The organism is Nonomuraea monospora, from assembly GCF_039531895.1.
GTDB classification, from domain to species: Bacteria; Actinomycetota; Actinomycetes; order Streptosporangiales; family Streptosporangiaceae; genus Nonomuraea; species Nonomuraea monospora.
In genome coordinates this window covers 331593-346870 of sequence record NZ_BAAAQX010000006.1, presented here as the reverse complement: position 1 = coordinate 346870, position 15278 = coordinate 331593, and the positions used below count along the sequence as shown (strand labels likewise).

Annotated in this window: 14 protein-coding genes; 6 read left to right on the top strand and 8 right to left on the bottom strand. The window is 73.2% G+C overall.

Annotated elements, in window-relative coordinates; genetic code table 11:
- Positions 1 to 53: 53 nt before the first annotated feature.
- The 4 genes from ABD331_RS14900 to ABD331_RS14885 all read right to left on the bottom strand — a co-directional run bounded on the left by ABD331_RS14900 (position 54) and on the right by ABD331_RS14885 (position 3515).
- A complete protein-coding gene (locus tag ABD331_RS14900; protein ID WP_344474836.1) occupies positions 54 to 713 on the bottom strand; it encodes a lysophospholipid acyltransferase family protein in 660 nt (219 codons plus the stop codon).
- A 266-nt stretch (positions 714 to 979) separates the two neighbouring features.
- Complete coding sequence (locus tag ABD331_RS14895) at positions 980 to 1576, bottom strand: NUDIX hydrolase (RefSeq protein WP_344474834.1); 597 nt, start codon at positions 1574 to 1576, stop codon at positions 980 to 982.
- An 83-nt stretch (positions 1577 to 1659) separates the two neighbouring features.
- On the bottom strand, positions 1660 to 2865 hold the full coding sequence (locus ABD331_RS14890; protein WP_344474832.1) for a sensor histidine kinase: 1206 nt from the start codon (positions 2863 to 2865) through the stop codon (positions 1660 to 1662).
- A complete protein-coding gene (locus ABD331_RS14885; protein WP_344474830.1) occupies positions 2862 to 3515 on the bottom strand; it encodes a response regulator transcription factor in 654 nt (217 codons plus the stop codon). Before ABD331_RS14885 ends, ABD331_RS14890 begins: the two co-directional genes overlap by 4 nt.
- A gap of 107 nt (positions 3516 to 3622) precedes the next feature.
- On the opposite strand from ABD331_RS14885, the gene ABD331_RS14880 reads away from it, so the two are divergent.
- The 4 genes from ABD331_RS14880 to ABD331_RS14865 are packed head-to-tail and all read left to right on the top strand — an operon-like array spanning position 3623 to position 7108.
- Entirely contained in the window at positions 3623 to 4144 is a 522-nt protein-coding gene (locus tag ABD331_RS14880; RefSeq protein ID WP_344474828.1) for a hypothetical protein, read from the top strand.
- Complete coding sequence (locus tag ABD331_RS14875) at positions 4141 to 5199, top strand: efflux RND transporter periplasmic adaptor subunit (protein WP_344474826.1); 1059 nt, start codon at positions 4141 to 4143, stop codon at positions 5197 to 5199. The genes ABD331_RS14880 and ABD331_RS14875 overlap by 4 nt, the downstream gene beginning before the upstream one ends.
- Positions 5196 to 5912 (top strand): ABC transporter ATP-binding protein, encoded by a 717-nt coding sequence (locus ABD331_RS14870; protein WP_344474825.1) that lies wholly within the window; start codon positions 5196 to 5198, stop codon positions 5910 to 5912. The genes ABD331_RS14875 and ABD331_RS14870 overlap by 4 nt, the downstream gene beginning before the upstream one ends.
- On the top strand, positions 5909 to 7108 hold the full coding sequence (locus ABD331_RS14865; RefSeq protein WP_344474823.1) for an ABC transporter permease: 1200 nt from the start codon (positions 5909 to 5911) through the stop codon (positions 7106 to 7108). Before ABD331_RS14870 ends, ABD331_RS14865 begins: the two co-directional genes overlap by 4 nt.
- 5 nt (positions 7109 to 7113) lie before the next feature.
- On the opposite strand, the gene ABD331_RS14860 is transcribed toward ABD331_RS14865, so the two are convergent.
- Together ABD331_RS14860 and ABD331_RS14855 are read right to left on the bottom strand one after the other, a co-directional pair.
- Positions 7114 to 7380 (bottom strand): hypothetical protein, encoded by a 267-nt coding sequence (locus tag ABD331_RS14860; protein WP_344474821.1) that lies wholly within the window; start codon positions 7378 to 7380, stop codon positions 7114 to 7116.
- A 71-nt stretch (positions 7381 to 7451) separates the two neighbouring features.
- Positions 7452 to 9434 (bottom strand): HelD family protein, encoded by a 1983-nt coding sequence (locus ABD331_RS14855; protein ID WP_344474819.1) that lies wholly within the window; start codon positions 9432 to 9434, stop codon positions 7452 to 7454.
- A gap of 67 nt (positions 9435 to 9501) precedes the next feature.
- Between ABD331_RS14855 and ABD331_RS14850 the strand changes: the two genes are divergently transcribed.
- On the top strand, positions 9502 to 10104 hold the full coding sequence (locus ABD331_RS14850; RefSeq protein ID WP_344474817.1) for a TetR/AcrR family transcriptional regulator: 603 nt from the start codon (positions 9502 to 9504) through the stop codon (positions 10102 to 10104).
- A 236-nt stretch (positions 10105 to 10340) separates the two neighbouring features.
- On the top strand, positions 10341 to 12035 hold the full coding sequence (locus tag ABD331_RS14845) for a SulP family inorganic anion transporter (protein ID WP_344474815.1): 1695 nt from the start codon (positions 10341 to 10343) through the stop codon (positions 12033 to 12035).
- Between the two features lie 398 nt (positions 12036 to 12433).
- Here the strand turns inward: ABD331_RS14845 and ABD331_RS14840 are convergent, their stop codons facing one another.
- Positions 12434 to 13405, bottom strand: coding sequence for a tyrosine-type recombinase/integrase (locus ABD331_RS14840; RefSeq protein WP_344474813.1), 972 nt, complete (start codon positions 13403 to 13405; stop codon positions 12434 to 12436).
- 35 nt (positions 13406 to 13440) lie between these two features.
- Positions 13441 to 15096, bottom strand: a complete 1656-nt coding sequence (locus ABD331_RS14835) for an acetolactate synthase large subunit (protein WP_344474811.1) — start codon at positions 15094 to 15096, stop codon at positions 13441 to 13443.
- Positions 15097 to 15278: the final 182 nt, after the last annotated feature.

Genomic DNA, 15278 nt, shown 5'->3' with positions numbered 1-15278 from the left:
CACTGATCAGCCCCCTGCATCTCGACGACAGGTGTCCGAGCCTAGCGTCCGATTCAGGGCATTCCATTCGAAGCCTTGTAACTGGTGGCGTAGGTCGGCACGTACTCCTGGCCGGACAGCTTCTGGATGGCCGCCATGATCTCGTCGGTGACCCGCCGCCGGTCACGCGCGTTGGCGTGGTCGCCCTCGAACCGCATCGGCGCCCCGATGGCGATGCCGATCTTGGCGGGCCTGGGCACCTTCGCCCCGTACGGCAGGACCTTCTCGGTGCCGCTGAGCGCCACCGGCAGCACGGGGGCGCCGGTCTTCAGCGCCAGCCAGGCCACGCCGATCTTGCCCCGGTAGAGGCGGCCGTCGGGGGAGCGGGTGCCCTCGGGGTGGATGCCGAACAGCTCGCCCCGCTCCAGCAGCGCGGCGGCGTCGTCGAGCATGGCCTGCGCGGCGTGCGCGCTCTCCCGGTCGATCGGGAGGCTGCCGCCCAGCCGCATGAAGAAGCCGGAGACCGGGTTGCCGTCGAAGTACTCGTTCTTGGCGGTGAACGTCACGTGCCTGGGCAGCAGCGCGGGAAGCAGGAACGAGTCGAGCACCGACAGGTGGTTGGCGGCCAGGATCGCGGGCCCGCTCCTCGGCACGTGGGCCGCGCCCGAGATGTGCGGCCTGCACATGGCGTGCGCGAGCGGAGCGGCGGCGAACTTGACCACTTCGTACAGCAACGAGCTCTCCTGATCATCGGGCCGGCGGCCACCCCACCATAGATCAGGCGTCCCGCCGGTGCGGCGGGACGCCTGGGAAAAGCTTTAGGCCGATGTGGCGGTCGCCTCCTCGGCGAGGTGCACAACACGGCTCCAGCCGAACGGTATTCCGTGAAGGCGGTAATTTGCGGCCCGGGGGACACTAACCACATCGGCAATCTTGAGTTAAGCACACCGTCCGCCCCTGGAGGTAATCGCCCCTTCCCCATGGGGCGCCTTTCCCGGGTCTACGTCCTGGTCCAGTGCGGTTGCGCCACGTCGAAGACGCGCTGCTCCCGCCCGCGCAGCGCCACCTCGGCGAACTGCCACAGGATCGCGCCCGTCGGCGCGTGGATCACGATGGACGGCCCCAGCGGCATCTGCAGCAGCTCACCCCGCCACCGCGGCACCCCCGGCGCCAGGAACCGCTCCAGCGGCACCGCGTGCACGGAGGCCACCTCGCGCGGGTCGGGCACCGGCTGCTGACGGCCGCCGAACGCCACCACCGGCGTGATCACGAACCCCGAGTCGGTGACGAAGTCGTCGAGCAGCCCGGCCACCTCGACCCCGGTGATGCCGGTCTCCTCGGCCAGCTCGCGCAGCGCCGCCTCCTCCGGCCGCTCCCCGTCGTCGGCCCGCCCGCCGGGCAGCGCCCACTGCCCCGGGTTGCGGCCCCGGGCGGCCCGCCTGATCACCACGACGTACGGGCCGCCCGCGGCGTCCTCCAGCACGCACACGGTGACGCCGGCCCTGCGCACCCCGCCCGCCGGCGGGACCTGCCTGCGCTCGAAGGCGGCCAGCCGGGCGGTGACCTGCTCGCGCAGCGTGTCGATCGGCGTCAGCATCCGTCCAGGATCTCACGCCGCCGCACGCGGCATCCGGACCTCGCGGTCTCACGCAGTCGCGCGGCAGCCGGACCTCGTGGATGTCACGCCGCCGTACGCGGCAGCCGGACCTCCACCCGCAGGCCGCCCTCGGGCCGCGCCAGCGCCGTCACGCTCCCGCCGTGCGCCGCCACGATGGCCCGCACGATCGACAGCCCCAGCCCCGCCCCGTGCGCCGAGCGCACCCGGTCGCCCTGCAACCGGCTGAACGGCTCGAACAGATCCTCCACCTCGTACGCGGGCACCAGCGGCCCGGTGTTCTCCACCACGACCGACGCGCCCGAAGGCTCCCCCGCCACGGTGAGCCAGATGTGCCCGCCACGCACGTTGTACTTGATCGCGTTCTCCAGCAGGTTGAACACGCACCGCTCCAGGAACAGCGGATCGCCTTCGACCAGCGCGGGCCGCAGGTCCTGGTGCAGGGTGACAGGCCGCTTGCGCGAGCCGGGGTCGAGCTGCTCCAGCACGGTCCGCGCGACCTGCTCCACGTCCACCGGCTTGCGCACGGTCAGCTCCTGCTCGGACTGCGCGAGCAGCAGCAGCCCCTCGATCAGCCGCTCGTAGCGGGCGTTGGTGCCCAGCAGCGCCCTGGCCAGCGCCTTGAGGTCCGCCGACGCCGCCGGCTCCTCCAGCGACACCTCCAGCACCGTACGGTTGACGGCCAGCGGCGTACGCAGCTCGTGGGAGGCGTTGGCGATGAAGCGGCGCTGCGCGTCGAACACCCTGCGCAGCCGGTCGAGCATCGCGTCGAACGTGTCGGCCAGCCGCTTCACCTCATCGGCCGGGCCGCGCAGCCCGATCCGCTCGTGCAGCGTGCTCTCCGACAGCCGCTGCGCCGTCTCCGTCACCCGGTCCAGCGGGCGCAGCGCCCGGTCGGCGAGCACGTACCCGAGCAGCAGCGCGATGATCCCCACCAGGATCAGCACCAGCAGGGACCAGGTCAGCACCTCGTTGAGCACGCCGTCGGCGCGGGTCTGGATCTCGCGGCGGAAGACCACGTCGCCGTCGATCTCGTGCGGCATGGGCGCCCGGTCGGGCACCGCCCCGGCGGTGATCTTCACGGGCCCCGTGACGAACTGCTGTTCCAGGGCGCGCGCGGTGATCAGGTAGGTGAGCCCGAGCAGGATCGAGCCCGCGGCGAAGAACAGGCCGCCGTAGAGCACGGTCAGCCGCAGCCGCAGCCGCCTGCTGCTCCACCAGGGCCGCATGCCGCCGCGCCAGGGCCGCGTCCGCGACGGGGCGGCGGTCAAAGCCGGTATCCCTTGCCCGGCACGTTCATGATGGCCGCGGGCAGGCCGAGCTTCTTGCGCAGCGAGGTGATCGTGACGCGTAACGCGCCCGTGCCGGGCTCGGCGTGCTCGTCCCACACGCTCCTGCGCAGCTCGCCCGAGGTGACCAGCTCGCCGTCCGCGCTGAGCAGCACCCGCAGCACGTCGAACTCCTTGCGGTTGAGCGAGACCGGCCGCCCGTCCCTGGCGACGGTGCGGCGGGCCGGGTCGAGGGCGATGCCGCCCCGTACGAGCAGGGGCGCCGCCGCGCGCGCGGACCGCCGGGCCAGCGCCCTGACCCGCGCCACCAGCTCCGCGAACGCGAACGGCTTGACCAGGTAGTCGTCCGCGCCCAGCGCCAGCCCGTCCACCTTGTCGCGGAGCTGGCCCGCGGCGGTCAGCATGAGCACCCGCCTGCCCTCGCCGCCCGCCCGCAGCCGCCGGCACACGTCGTCGCCGTGCACGCCCGGCAGGTCGCGGTCCAGCACCACGACGTCGTAGTCCACGTACGACGCCATCTCCAGCGCCTCCTGCCCGTCGTAGGCGACGTCCACGGCGATCGCGTGCAGCCTCAGCCCGTGCGCGACCGCGTCCGCCAACCGCTCTTCGTCCTCGACGACCAGCACTCGCATGCCCCGAGAGTGGCGGATCCGGTGTTAGCCGCGGATAAGGGCTTATCCGCTTCTAGCACCCCATGGCCTGAAGTGGGGCCGCACCTCAGACAGAAGGAGCGAAAGCCATGAAGGTACGGCTACTGCTGGGCGCGGCAGCGCTGGCGCTGGCCGGGTGCGGAGCCCCGGCGGCACAGGACGACGGCGTGGTCAGCGCGGGCGGCGGAACGGCCTCCGCCAAGCCCGCCGCCAGCCCGTCGGCGTCGATCGACCCGGACGAGGCGGCGCTGAAGTTCGCGCAGTGCATGCGCGAGCACGGGGTCGACATGCCCGACCCCAAGGAGGGCCGTATCCAGCTCAAGATCCCCAAGGGGGCGGACCAGAAGAAGGTCGAGAAGGCGCACGAGGCGTGCCGGCCGATCATGGACGCCGCCGTCCCCGACGGCGGCGAAGGCCAGGACGCGGCCGGGTACGACCAGCTCGTCAAGTTCGCGCAGTGCATGCGCGAGCAGGGCATCGACATGGCCGACCCCAAACCCGACCAGCCGCTCCGGCTGGACTTCAGGGGCGTGCCGAAGCAGAAGATGGAGGCCGCGCAGAAGGCCTGCCAGGAGTTCGCCCCCGGCCGTCCAGGGAAGGAGACCCCATGAGGAAGGGACTCCTGCTGGGCGGCGGCACCGTCCTGGCCGTCGCCGCCACCTGGACGGCGGTCGCCGCGCTGAACGACGGCGGCACCGGCGCCGCCGCGCCGTCCAGGACGCCGGTCCCCGCCACCGCCGACGTCACCAGGCAGGACCTGGTGGAGACCAAGACGGTGGCCGGCTCGCTGACGTACGCGGGGGAGCGGCAGATCGCCTCGGGCGCCACCGGCACCGTCACCTGGACGCCCGCCCAGGGCGCGGTGATCCGCCGGGGCCGCCCGCTGCTGAAGGTGGACAGGAAGCCGCTGGTGCTCATGTACGGCGGGCTGCCGCTGTACCGGACCCTGGAGCGGGGCGTGTCCGACGGCCCCGACGTCGAGCAGCTCGAACGCAACCTCAAGGCGCTCGGCTACGGCGACTACCTGACCGTGGACGACCACTTCAGCCACGCCACCGCGCGGGCCGTCGAGGAGTGGCAGGACGATCGCGGGCTGGCGGAGAGCGGGCGGGTGGACGCGTCCCAGGTCGTCTTCCAGCCCGCCGCCGTCCGCGTGACGGGGGTCAAGGCCGAGGTCGGCGCCAGGAGCGCGCCGGGAACGCCGGCGCTCACGGTCAGCGGCACGCACCGGCTCGTACACGTGGACCTGGACACCGGCGATCAGGCGCTGGCGCGCAAGGGTGCGGCGGTCACCGTGACGCTGCCCGGCGGCGAGCACGCCAAGGGCACGATCACCTCCGTCGGCACGGTCGCCGAGAGCTCCGGCGACGAGCAGGACACCAGCACCACCATCGACGTGGACATCACCCTGGCCAAGCCGCCCAGGAGCAAGCTGGACCAGGCGCCGGTCGAGGTCGAGATGCAGAGCGAACGGCACGAGAACGTGCTGGCCGTGCCGGTGGAGGCGCTGCTCGCGCTGCGCGAGGGCGGCTACGGCGTCGAGGTCGTCGAGGGCGGCGGCTCACGGATCGTCGCCGTGGAGACGGGGGCGTTCGGCGGCGGCCTGGTCGAGGTCGAGGGCCAGGGCCTGGCCGAGGGCATGAAGGTCGGGGTGCCGGCCACATGAAGGTGATCGTCGAGCTGCTGGAGGTGAGCAAGACCTACCCCGGCGGCGTGCACGCGCTGCGCGGGGTGGACCTGGCCATCGAACGCGGCGACCTGCTGGCCATCGTCGGCCCGTCGGGGTCGGGCAAGTCGACCATGCTGCACATGATCGGCACGCTCGACCGCCCCACCGCCGGGACCGTCCGGGTCGCCGGGCACGACGTCGCGCGGTTGCCGGACCGGCGGCTGTCCGCGCTGCGCTCGCGCCACCTGGGGTTCGTCTTCCAGCAGTTCCACCTGGCGCCCGGCGTCAGCGCGCTGGACAACGTGGCCGACGGCCTGCTCTACACCGGCCTCGGCCGCCGGGCCAGGCGCGATCGGGCCGCCGCCGCGCTGGAACGGGTCGGGCTCGGGCACCGGCTGCGGCACCGGCCCGCCGAGCTGTCGGGCGGCGAGCAGCAGCGGGTGGCCGTGGCCCGCGCCGTGGCAGGGGACCCGCCGCTGCTGCTGGCCGACGAACCGACCGGCAACCTCGACTCGGCGGCCGGGGCGGACGTGCTGCGGGTGCTGGCCGGGTTGCACGAGTCCGGCACCACCGTGGTGATCATCACGCATGACGCGGAGATCGCGGGCTGGTGCCGGCGGCGGGTGCGGCTGCGGGACGGAGTGATCGTGGACGGGCACGAGGGCGAGCACCTCAGCCCCGTGGCCCTGCTGAGAGGAGCCCCGCGATGACAGAGCAGGAACGGCTGGTGCCGGGGCGGCTCGGGGTCGCGGACGTGTTGCGGGTCTGGGCGGCCGGGCTGCGGGCGCGGCCCACGCGGGTGGTGCTGTCCGCGCTCGGCATCGCCATCGGCATCGCGACGATGATCGCCGTGATCGGCATCTCGTCGTCCTCCCGCGAGCAGCTCCTGCGCCAGCTCGACAAGCTGGGCACGAACCTGCTCACCGTCACCCCCGGACGGACGATGTTCGGCGCGGACGCCAAGCTGCCGACCGGCGCGCCGGCCATGGTGCGGCGCATCCGCCCCGTCCGCACGGCCGCCGCCACCGGCGCCGTCGAGGCCAGCGTGCGCCGCAACGACCGCATCTCCGAGTCCGTCACGGGAGGCATCGCCGTCCAGGCGGCCAGCACCGGCCTGCTGACCACGCTGGAGGGCGCGGTCGCCAAGGGCACCTGGCTGAACGACGCCACGGCCGCGCAGCCCGCCGTCGTGCTCGGCTCGGCAGCGGCAGAACGGCTCGGCCTGGCCAGGACCGGGGTCCAGGTGTGGATGGGCGGGCGGTGGTTCACGGTCGTGGGGATTCTCGGGCCGATGCCGCTGGCTCCCGAGATCGAGCGGTCGGCCTTGGTCGGCTTCCCGGCGGCGCGGGAGCTGCTCGGCTTCGACGGTTATCCGACGAGCATCTACGAGCGCTCGTCCGACGCGACGGTGGAGGAGGTGCGTGCGGCGCTGCCGCGTACCGTGAACCCGGAGAACCCGGACGAGGTCACGGTGAGCAGGCCGTCGGACGCGCTGGCGGCCAAGGCCGCCGCGGCGGGCGCCTTCACGAACCTGCTGCTCGGGCTGGGCGCCGTCGCGCTGCTCGTGGGCGGGGTCGGCGTGGCCAACACCATGGTCATCTCGGTGCTGGAGCGCCGCCGCGAGATCGGGCTGCGGCGCTCGCTGGGGGCCACGCGGGGCCAGGTGCGCGTGCAGTTCCTGGCGGAGTCGCTGCTGCTGTCGGCGCTGGGCGGGGTGGCGGGCGCGGTGCTGGGCGCGCTGGCCACCACCGGGTACGCCGTGTCGCGGGGCTGGCCGGCCGTCGTGCCGCCGTGGGCGCTGGGCGGCGCGGTCGTCGCGACGCTGGTGATCGGGACGGTGGCGGGCATCTATCCGGCCGTCCGCGCCGCCCGCCTGTCACCGACCGTGGCGCTCACCGCCACCTGAGCCTTTCATCGGGGGGTGAGCAGGATGCTGAGCAGCGTGCCCAGCAGCATCCCCGCGCCCCCGGCGATGGCGGCCCACCGCCCCAGGGGCTCGCCGCGGGCGTGACCCACGACGCCCAGCACGACCCCCGCCAGCCCGAACAGGACCGGCAGGTACAGCACGGCCACCGCGCCGCAGACGAGCCCGATGACCGACGGGACCTGGTCCAGCACCCGGGGAGGCCGCCGCGCGGGCCGTCCGGCCGCGTCCTGGGGGTCGGGCGGTGCGGACACGCGCGGGCTCCTCTCGGGGGTGCGTCCATCACACACCGGGCGGAAGGCGCCTGTCGAGCCGTCCGTCCCTTTCAGCAGGGGTGGCGGAGGGGTGGCGGCAGGGGCCGGGCGTGCACGACGTCGAGGCGGGAGACGGCGCGGGTGAGCGCGACGTACAGGCGGTTGAGCCCGCGCCGCTCCGCCTCGGCGATGGCGGCCGGCTCCGCCACGACGACGTGGTCGTACTCCAGGCCCTTGCACAGCGAGGCGGGCATCACGCTGAGCCGCCCGTTCAGGTCCAGGCCCTCGTTCCACAGCGCGGCGGTGATCGCCTCCACGTCCGCGTCCGCCGCGATCACCCCGATCGACCCCTCGAACATGTACGCCTCGCGCACCGCCTCCACCACGCCCTTCTCCAGCCCGGCCACCCGGGTCACCCGCAGCCGCCCGTCGGAGCGGTAGGAGCGGGTCGCGGGCACGTCGGCGTCCAGCGCCGCCAGCAGCGTGTTGGCCAGCTCGACCACGGCGGCGGGCACGCGGAACCCGGTCGTGAGCGCGACGACCTCGCCGCCGGGTTTGCCGAGCAGCTTCAGCCGTTCCGGCCAGGACGTGGCCGCCCACGGCGTGGTGCCCTGTGCCAGGTCGCCCAGCACGGTCAGCGAGCCGTGCTCGCTGCGCCTGGCGACCGCCCGGCACTCCATCGGCGACAGGTCCTGGGCCTCGTCCACGATCACGTGGCCGTAGCCGCGCGGACGTTCGATCAGCGCGGCCAGCTCGTCGAGCAGCACCAGGTCGGCCGCCGACCAGCGCGCGCCCTTGACGCCGCGCGGCGGCTTCCGCCAGGTCAGGGCGGCGCGCTCGGCGTCCGTCAGCACGCCGCCGGCCGGGTCGCGGCCGTCCCTGGCGGGGCCGCGCAGCAGCTCGTACAGGACCTCCTCCGGCTTGACGGCGGGCCACACCTGGTCGAGCCACGGGGTGACGCCGCGGCCGATCCTGCGCAGCCAGGGCGCGCCGGCCGTCCGCCCGCGGGACTCGGCCTGGCGGCGGATGGACTCCACGACCCGGGCCCTGACCCGTTCGCGGCCGGTGCCGTACGGGAGCGACTCGCGCCTGGTGTCGTCCACGATGCGGCGCAGCTCGTCCTCCGGCACCCGCCAGCGGAGGGAGCCGTCGGGCACCGCGACCGGTTCGACCGGTTTGGCGATCCGCCCGTACAGGGCTGTGCGCAGCACCCGCGCCATGCGGGCGTCGTGCTTGACCATGGCCGTCTCCTCGTCGTCCGCCGCCGTGACGGGGACGGTGGCCAGCAGCCGCTCCAGCGTCGTCTGCTCGACGTCCATCTCGCCGAGCGCGGGCAGCACCGCCGAGACGTAGCCGAGGAAGGTCCGGTTGGGGCCGAGGACGAGCACGCCGGCGCGTTCGAGGCGCCGGCGGTGGGCGTAGAGCAGGTAGGCGGCCCGGTGCAGGCCGACCGCCGTCTTGCCGGTGCCGGGCGCGCCCTGCACGCAGATCGACAGGTCGAGCCCGGTGCGGACGAGGTCGTCCTGCTCGGGCTGGATGGTGGCGACGATGTCGCGCATCGGGCCGACGCGGGGCCGCTCGATCTCGGCGGCGAGGATCCTGCTCTCGCCCTCCTCGCCGCGCGAGAGCCGCTCGTCCTCGAAGCCGGTGAGGGTGGTGCCCGACCAGCCGAAGCGGCGGCGCACGTCCACGCCCTGCGGGTCGCGGGCGCTGGCCCGGTAGAAGGCGCGCGAGACCGGTGCGCGCCAGTCGATCACCACGGGCGGGCCGCCGTGCTCGCCGGTGATGTGCCGGCGGCCGATGTGGTACGCCCGCCCGCCGTGCTCGGCGGAGCCGGGGCCGAAGTCGAGCCGGCCGAAGAACGGCGGCCCCTCCGGCTCCTCGCTCAGCTCCTTGGCCAGGCTCTTGAGGTGCCGGCCCAGGCGTTCGGCGCTGTAGCGGTCGCCGGCCACGCTCTCGCCGACGATGACGTTGTCGCGCGCGCCCTCCAGCATCCTGCGCAGGCCGGCCTTGCATCGTCCGACGTGGTCACGCTCCTCGTCGAGCGTCGCCATCACACCTCCCAGAACTGTTAACTCGGTTAAGATATTGACCAGGTTAACACTTTGCTAGGCTGTGCTCATGACAGGACTGCGGGAGCTGCAGCGGCGGCGCGTGCACGAGGCCCTCTCGACGGCGGCCATCACGCTCTTCCTGGAGCGCGGCTTCGACGAGGTGTCCGTGGCGGAGGTCGCGGCGGCGGCGGGGGTGTCGAAGCCGACACTGTTCAAGTACTTCGCCACCAAGGAGGACCTCGTCCTGCACCGCATCTCCGACCACCTCGGCGAGTCGGCCCGGGTGGTGCGCGAGCGGGCCGCGGGGGAGCGGCCGGTGGAGGCGCTGCGGCGGCACTTCCTCGACGGGCTGTCCCGGCACGACCCGATCACCGGGCTCAACGACGACCCCGAGGTGATCGCGTACCACCGGATGGTCTTCTCCGAGGCGCCCAGCCTGCTGGGGCGGCTCCACCAGCACATGGCGCGCGACGAGGAGGCCCTGGCCGAGGCGCTCGCCGAGACGGCCGATGAGCTGGCGGCGCGGCTGCTGGCGGCGCAGGTGGTGGCCACGCAGCGGGTGCTGGCCCGCCGTAACTGGCAGTTGCTGGCGGACGGCCGGCCGATGGCGGAGGTCGAGCCGGAGGCGGTGCGGGCGGCCGGTCAGGGTTTCGCGACGCTGTTTGCCTGATTCCACCGTCCTGTTCAAACAATCCCGCCCTTTCACGCCTGGCGTAATATCGCAAGATCGAGAGAGTTTAAGCAGGTAGGAGGGGGTGAAATTGTTATCCTGACAACTCCTTAACGAATTGCAAAGATAAGCAATTCAGGACAAGACGGGGTTGTCTTTACCTCAAAAGGAGTGATGGTGGACGGACCTTTCATGTGCATGTGTGGTCACCGTACCGACTCGATCGGTGACACGACGTGAGCGGCGTGCTCGCCGTGAGCTGGGGGCGCCTGCGATCCGTGCTGCCCGAACGGGCCGCGCTGGCCGCCATGCGGCACCAGCCCCGCAACAACCTGCTGGCCGGGCTCACCGTGGCGATCGTCGCGCTGCCGCTCGCGCTCGGGTTCGGCGTCTCCTCCGGCCTCGGCGCCGCCGCCGGCCTGGCCACCGCCGTGGTCGCCGGATCGCTGGCCGCCCTGTTCGGCGGCTCGGCGCTCCAGGTGTCGGGCACCAGCGGTGCCATGACCGTCGTGCTCATGCCCATCATGAGCGACCACGGCGCCACCGGGGTGCTCACCGTCGGGCTGATGGCCGGGCTGCTGCTCGTCGTCATGGCACTCGCGCGGGCCGGACGCTACATGTCCCTCGTCCCCGCGCCCGTCGTCGCCGGCTTCACCGTCGGCATGGCCTGCGTGATCGGCCTCCAGCAGATCCCGCACGCCCTCGGCGTCCCCGCCCACGACAGCGACAAGGTCGCCGTCGTCGCCTGGCACGCCGTCATGGACTTCCTCGCCAGGCCGCACTGGTGGGCCATGTCCGTCACCCTGGTCGTGGCCGCGGTGCTGCTGGTGGGCGCGAGCGTACGGCCCAACGTGCCGTTCTCGCTGCTCGCCGTCGTCGTCGCCACCGCCGTCGCCGACCTGGCCGGGCTGCCGCTGGCCACCATCGGCCACCTGCCGCAGGGGCTGCCCGCGCCGTCGCTGGGCTTCTTCGACCCCGCGATGCTGCCCGCCCTCATCGCCCCGGCCATCGCCGTGGCCGCCCTCGCCTCGCTGGAATCGCTGCTGTCGGCCGCCGTGGCCGACAACATGACAGGGCGGCACCGGCACGACCCCGACAGGGAGCTGTTCGGCCAGGGCATCGCCAACCTCATCACCCCGCTGTTCGGGGGCATGCCCGGCACCGGTGCCATCGTCAGGACAGCCGTCAACGTACGCTCCGGGGCGACCTCCCGGCTCGCGGCGCTGTCCCACGCGCTCATCCTCGGCGCCATCGTCTACACCGCCGCCGGGCTCGTCGCCAAGATCCCGCTCGCCGCGCTCGCCGGAGTGCTGCTGGCCACCTCCGTACGCATGGTCGAACGCGACTCCGTACGTGCCATGTGGCGCTCCACCAGGAGCGACGCGGCGGTGCTCGTACTCACCGCCGTCGCCACGCTGACGCTCGACACCGTGCTGGCCGTCATCCTCGGCCTGGTCGTCGCCGGCGCGCTGGCACTGCGGACCATCGCGCGGAACGTGCGCTTCTACCGGGAGCCGCTCCGCCACGACCTGCAACCGCAGCACACCGAGGACGAGCACGCGCTGCTCGCCGAGCACATCGTCACCTACCGGCTCGACGGGCCGCTGTTCTTCGCCGCCGCCCACCGGCTGCGCGCCGACCTGTCGGAGATGACCGGCGTGTCCGTGGTGGTGCTGCGCATGCGCCTGGTCACCAGCATCGACGCCAGCGGGGCGATGGTGCTCGCCGACACCATCACGCGGCTGGAACGGCGCGGGATCATGGTGTACGTGTCGGGGATCCCCGATGGGCACCATCAGGCTCTGCAGGTGATCGGGGTGATCGGGCGGCTGGACGAGGCGGGGCAGGTGTTCGCCACCACCGATGGGGCCATCGAGGCGGCTCGTGAGCGGCTGCACAGCTCGGGGATCGTGCCGCGGCTGGCGGGCTGACCTGGCCTTTTGACCGCTCCGACCGGCACACCCAGGCCGCGTCGGAGCGGCACCCCCACCGCCCGCCCCGCGCGCCCGCCCCGCGCGCCTGCTGTGCCTCCGCCCCGCACGCCCGCCGCACGCCCGCCGTGCCTCCGCCGCGCGCCCGCCCTGTGCGTCCGCCCCGTGCGCCTGCTGTGCCTCCGCCCCGTGCGCCCGCCCCGTTCGTGCGCCCCGCGCCCCGCACGCCGCTCCGCGCGCCCGCTCGCATACGCACCCGCCGCACGTGTGCTTGGCCGAGCTCTGGTCGCGCGTTCTGCAGCGCTGGCGGCCCAGGGTCTCTCCCGGCCACCTCCTCACGTCGCCCTCGTCCCGTCCCGAAGGACCTCGCCGGAGTACGGCCGATGTGTGGCAGGCGGTCAGGCCAGGGGCCGGGCGGCCGGGAGGCGGAGGCGGTCGACGGCCTCGCGGCGGGTGCGCTCCGGCCGCCGGTCGTACCGCGCCGTGGTGGCCGGCGAGGCGTGCCCCACCAGCGCCTGAGCCGTGGCCAGGTCCACCCCCGCGTCCAGCAGCTCACCGATGAACGTGCGCCGGAAGTCGTGCGCGGTCCGCCGGGCCGCCCCCGCCGCCCCGAAGCGCCGGGTCAGGATGTCGGCGATGCCCTGCCCCGTCAGCCCCACCGGCCGCCCGTCACGCGTACGCAGCCGCCCCGCCGTGCTGATCGGGCTGAACAGCGCCCCCGCCCCCGGCCCGCGCACCGCGAGCCACCGCTCGACCAGCCCGATCGCGTCCGTCGTCAGGTAGACGAGCCGCTCCTTGTCGCGCTTGCCGCGCACCCGCAGCGACCGCGACCCCGGGTCGTAGTCGGCCAGCGTGAGCCCGCCGAGTTCGGCGCGGCGGCACCCGGTCGAGTACAGGACGGCGATCAGCGCCGCGTCGCGCACCCCGGCGGGCGAGTCGTCGCACGCCGACAGGGCCGCGCCGACCACTTCGGGCGGGACGTGGTGTCCGGCGGGCAGGCGGCTCTGCCGTACCGGGGCGAGGTCGGAGGCGCGGGCGAGGTCCTCGGCGGTCGTCTGCCCGAGCCGCCACGCCTCCTTCAGCACCCGCCGCAGCGCCACCAGGTGCTTGTTCACGTACGCCGCCGACCAGCCCTGGTCGGTGAGCATCGTGCGGATGCGCACGGTGTGCTCGTAGCGCAGCAGGTGCCACGGCTGGCCCGCCCCGGTGGCGTTCTCGTCGCCGGTCAGCAGGCGGGCCAGCCGGTCGAGGCAGCCGCGCATGGTGCGCCGCGACTCGGGGCTGGTCAGGGAGTCGAGGTAGACGTGGTACGGGTCGCGCGCCGGCTCGACCGGCAGCGCACCCGGCGCGGGAACGGCAGGCAGGCTCACCCGAACGATCTTAGAAGGCCCGGACGGGCCGATGCTCAGAAAGGCCCGGTGAGTTCGCCCAGCTTGTCAGTCAGTTGCAGGTTCGCGGAGTAGTCGACGGGCACCGCTATCACCGACACCACGTCGTCGGCCAGCGCCTTGCGCAACGTGGGCAGCAACTCGTCGGCGCTGGTGACCCGGTAGCCGCGCGCCCCGAAGCTCTCTGCGTACTTCACGAAGTCGGGGTTGCCGAAGGCGACGTTGGAGTCGCGTCCCAGCTCCAGGTCCATCTTCCACTCGATCAGCCCGTACGCGCCGTCCACCCACACCAGCACCACGAACGGGACCCGCTCCCGCACGGCCGTCTCCAGTTCCTGCGAGTTCATCAGGAACGCCCCGTCACCGGTCGCCGCCAGCACCCGCCGCCGCGGGTAGGCGAGCTTGGCGGTGAGCGCGCCCGGCACGGAGAACCCCATCGACGACAGCCCGTTGGAGACCAGCATGGTGTTCGGCTCGTACGTCGGGTACATGCGGGCCATCCACATCTTCACCGCGCCGGTGTCGGCCAGGACGATGTCCTCGCGTCCCATGGCGGCGCGGATGTCGGCCACCACGCGCCGCGGCGACAGCGGGAACCCGCCCTCGGCCCGCCCCTGCTCCAGCTCCTCCCGCAGCATGCGGCGGATCCTCTCGCCGGTGCCGTTGATCTCGAAGCGCCGATGGACGGCGTCGGCCAGCACGTGCAGCGAGCGGGAGATGTCGCCGTGCACGCCGACCTTGACGGGGTAGTGGTCGTCCACCTCGGCGGGGAACCGGTGAATGTGGATGATCTTCTTGTCCCGCTCCGGGTTGATCTTGACGGGGTCGAACTCCTGCAGCTCGTACCCGACGCTGATCAGCACGTCCGCCTCGTCGAAGCCGAAGTTCACGTAGTCGTGCCGCATGAACCCCACCGCGCCCAGCGCGTGCCGGTGATCGTCGGGAAAGACGCCCTTGCCGTTGAACGTCGTCGCCACCGGCAGCCCGAGCCGCTCGGAGAACCGGACGAGCGCCTGCGACGCCCCGGCCCTGGTCGCGCCGTGACCGGCCAGCACGATCGGCCTGCGCGCCGTCGCCAGCACGTCGGCGGCCCGGGCGATCTGCGCGGGGGAGGGGTCCTGGGGACGCACCACGTTCACCGGCAGCGGGCGCAGGTCGCCGGGGACGGGCGCCGACTCGACGTCCTCGGGGATGGCCAGGTAGACGGCGCCGGGCCGCTCGGTCTGCGCCGTCTTGAACGCCTTGCGGATCAGCTCGGGCAGCGCCCGCGCCGACGGGGCCAGCTCCGACCACTTCGTGATCGGCCTGAACAGCGACACCAGGTCCACCACCTGGTGCGACTCCTTGTAGATGCGGTCCAGCCCGACCTGCGCCGTGATCGCCACCACCGGGGTGCTGTTGGTGGTGGCGTCGGCCACGCCGAGCTGCAGGTTGATCGCGCCGGGCCCGAGCGTGGCCGACGCCACGCCCGCCTTGCCGGTCAGCCTGCCGTAGATCTCCGCCATGAACGCCGCACCCTGCTCGTGACGGACGAGCACGTACCGGATGGAGGAGTCCTTGAGCGCGTCGACGAAATGGATGTTCTCCTCGCCCGGGATGCCGAAGACGTACTCGACGCCCTCCGCCTCCAGAGCCTGCACGATGAGCCGGGCCGCGTCGGCCTGCGCTGACATGCGAAACGCCTTCTTCCATGAACGACTGCCTTCGGTGCAGCACGCGGACGGCTGTCACGATTCCCGCCGCTGCCCGGTCCTGGTCATCGGGACGGGAGGGGCCGGGCTGCTGGCCCGCCGCGAGACACGCGGCTGCCACCACCGTTCCGACCACCCGTATACAGACCCGGCATTGCGCGTCA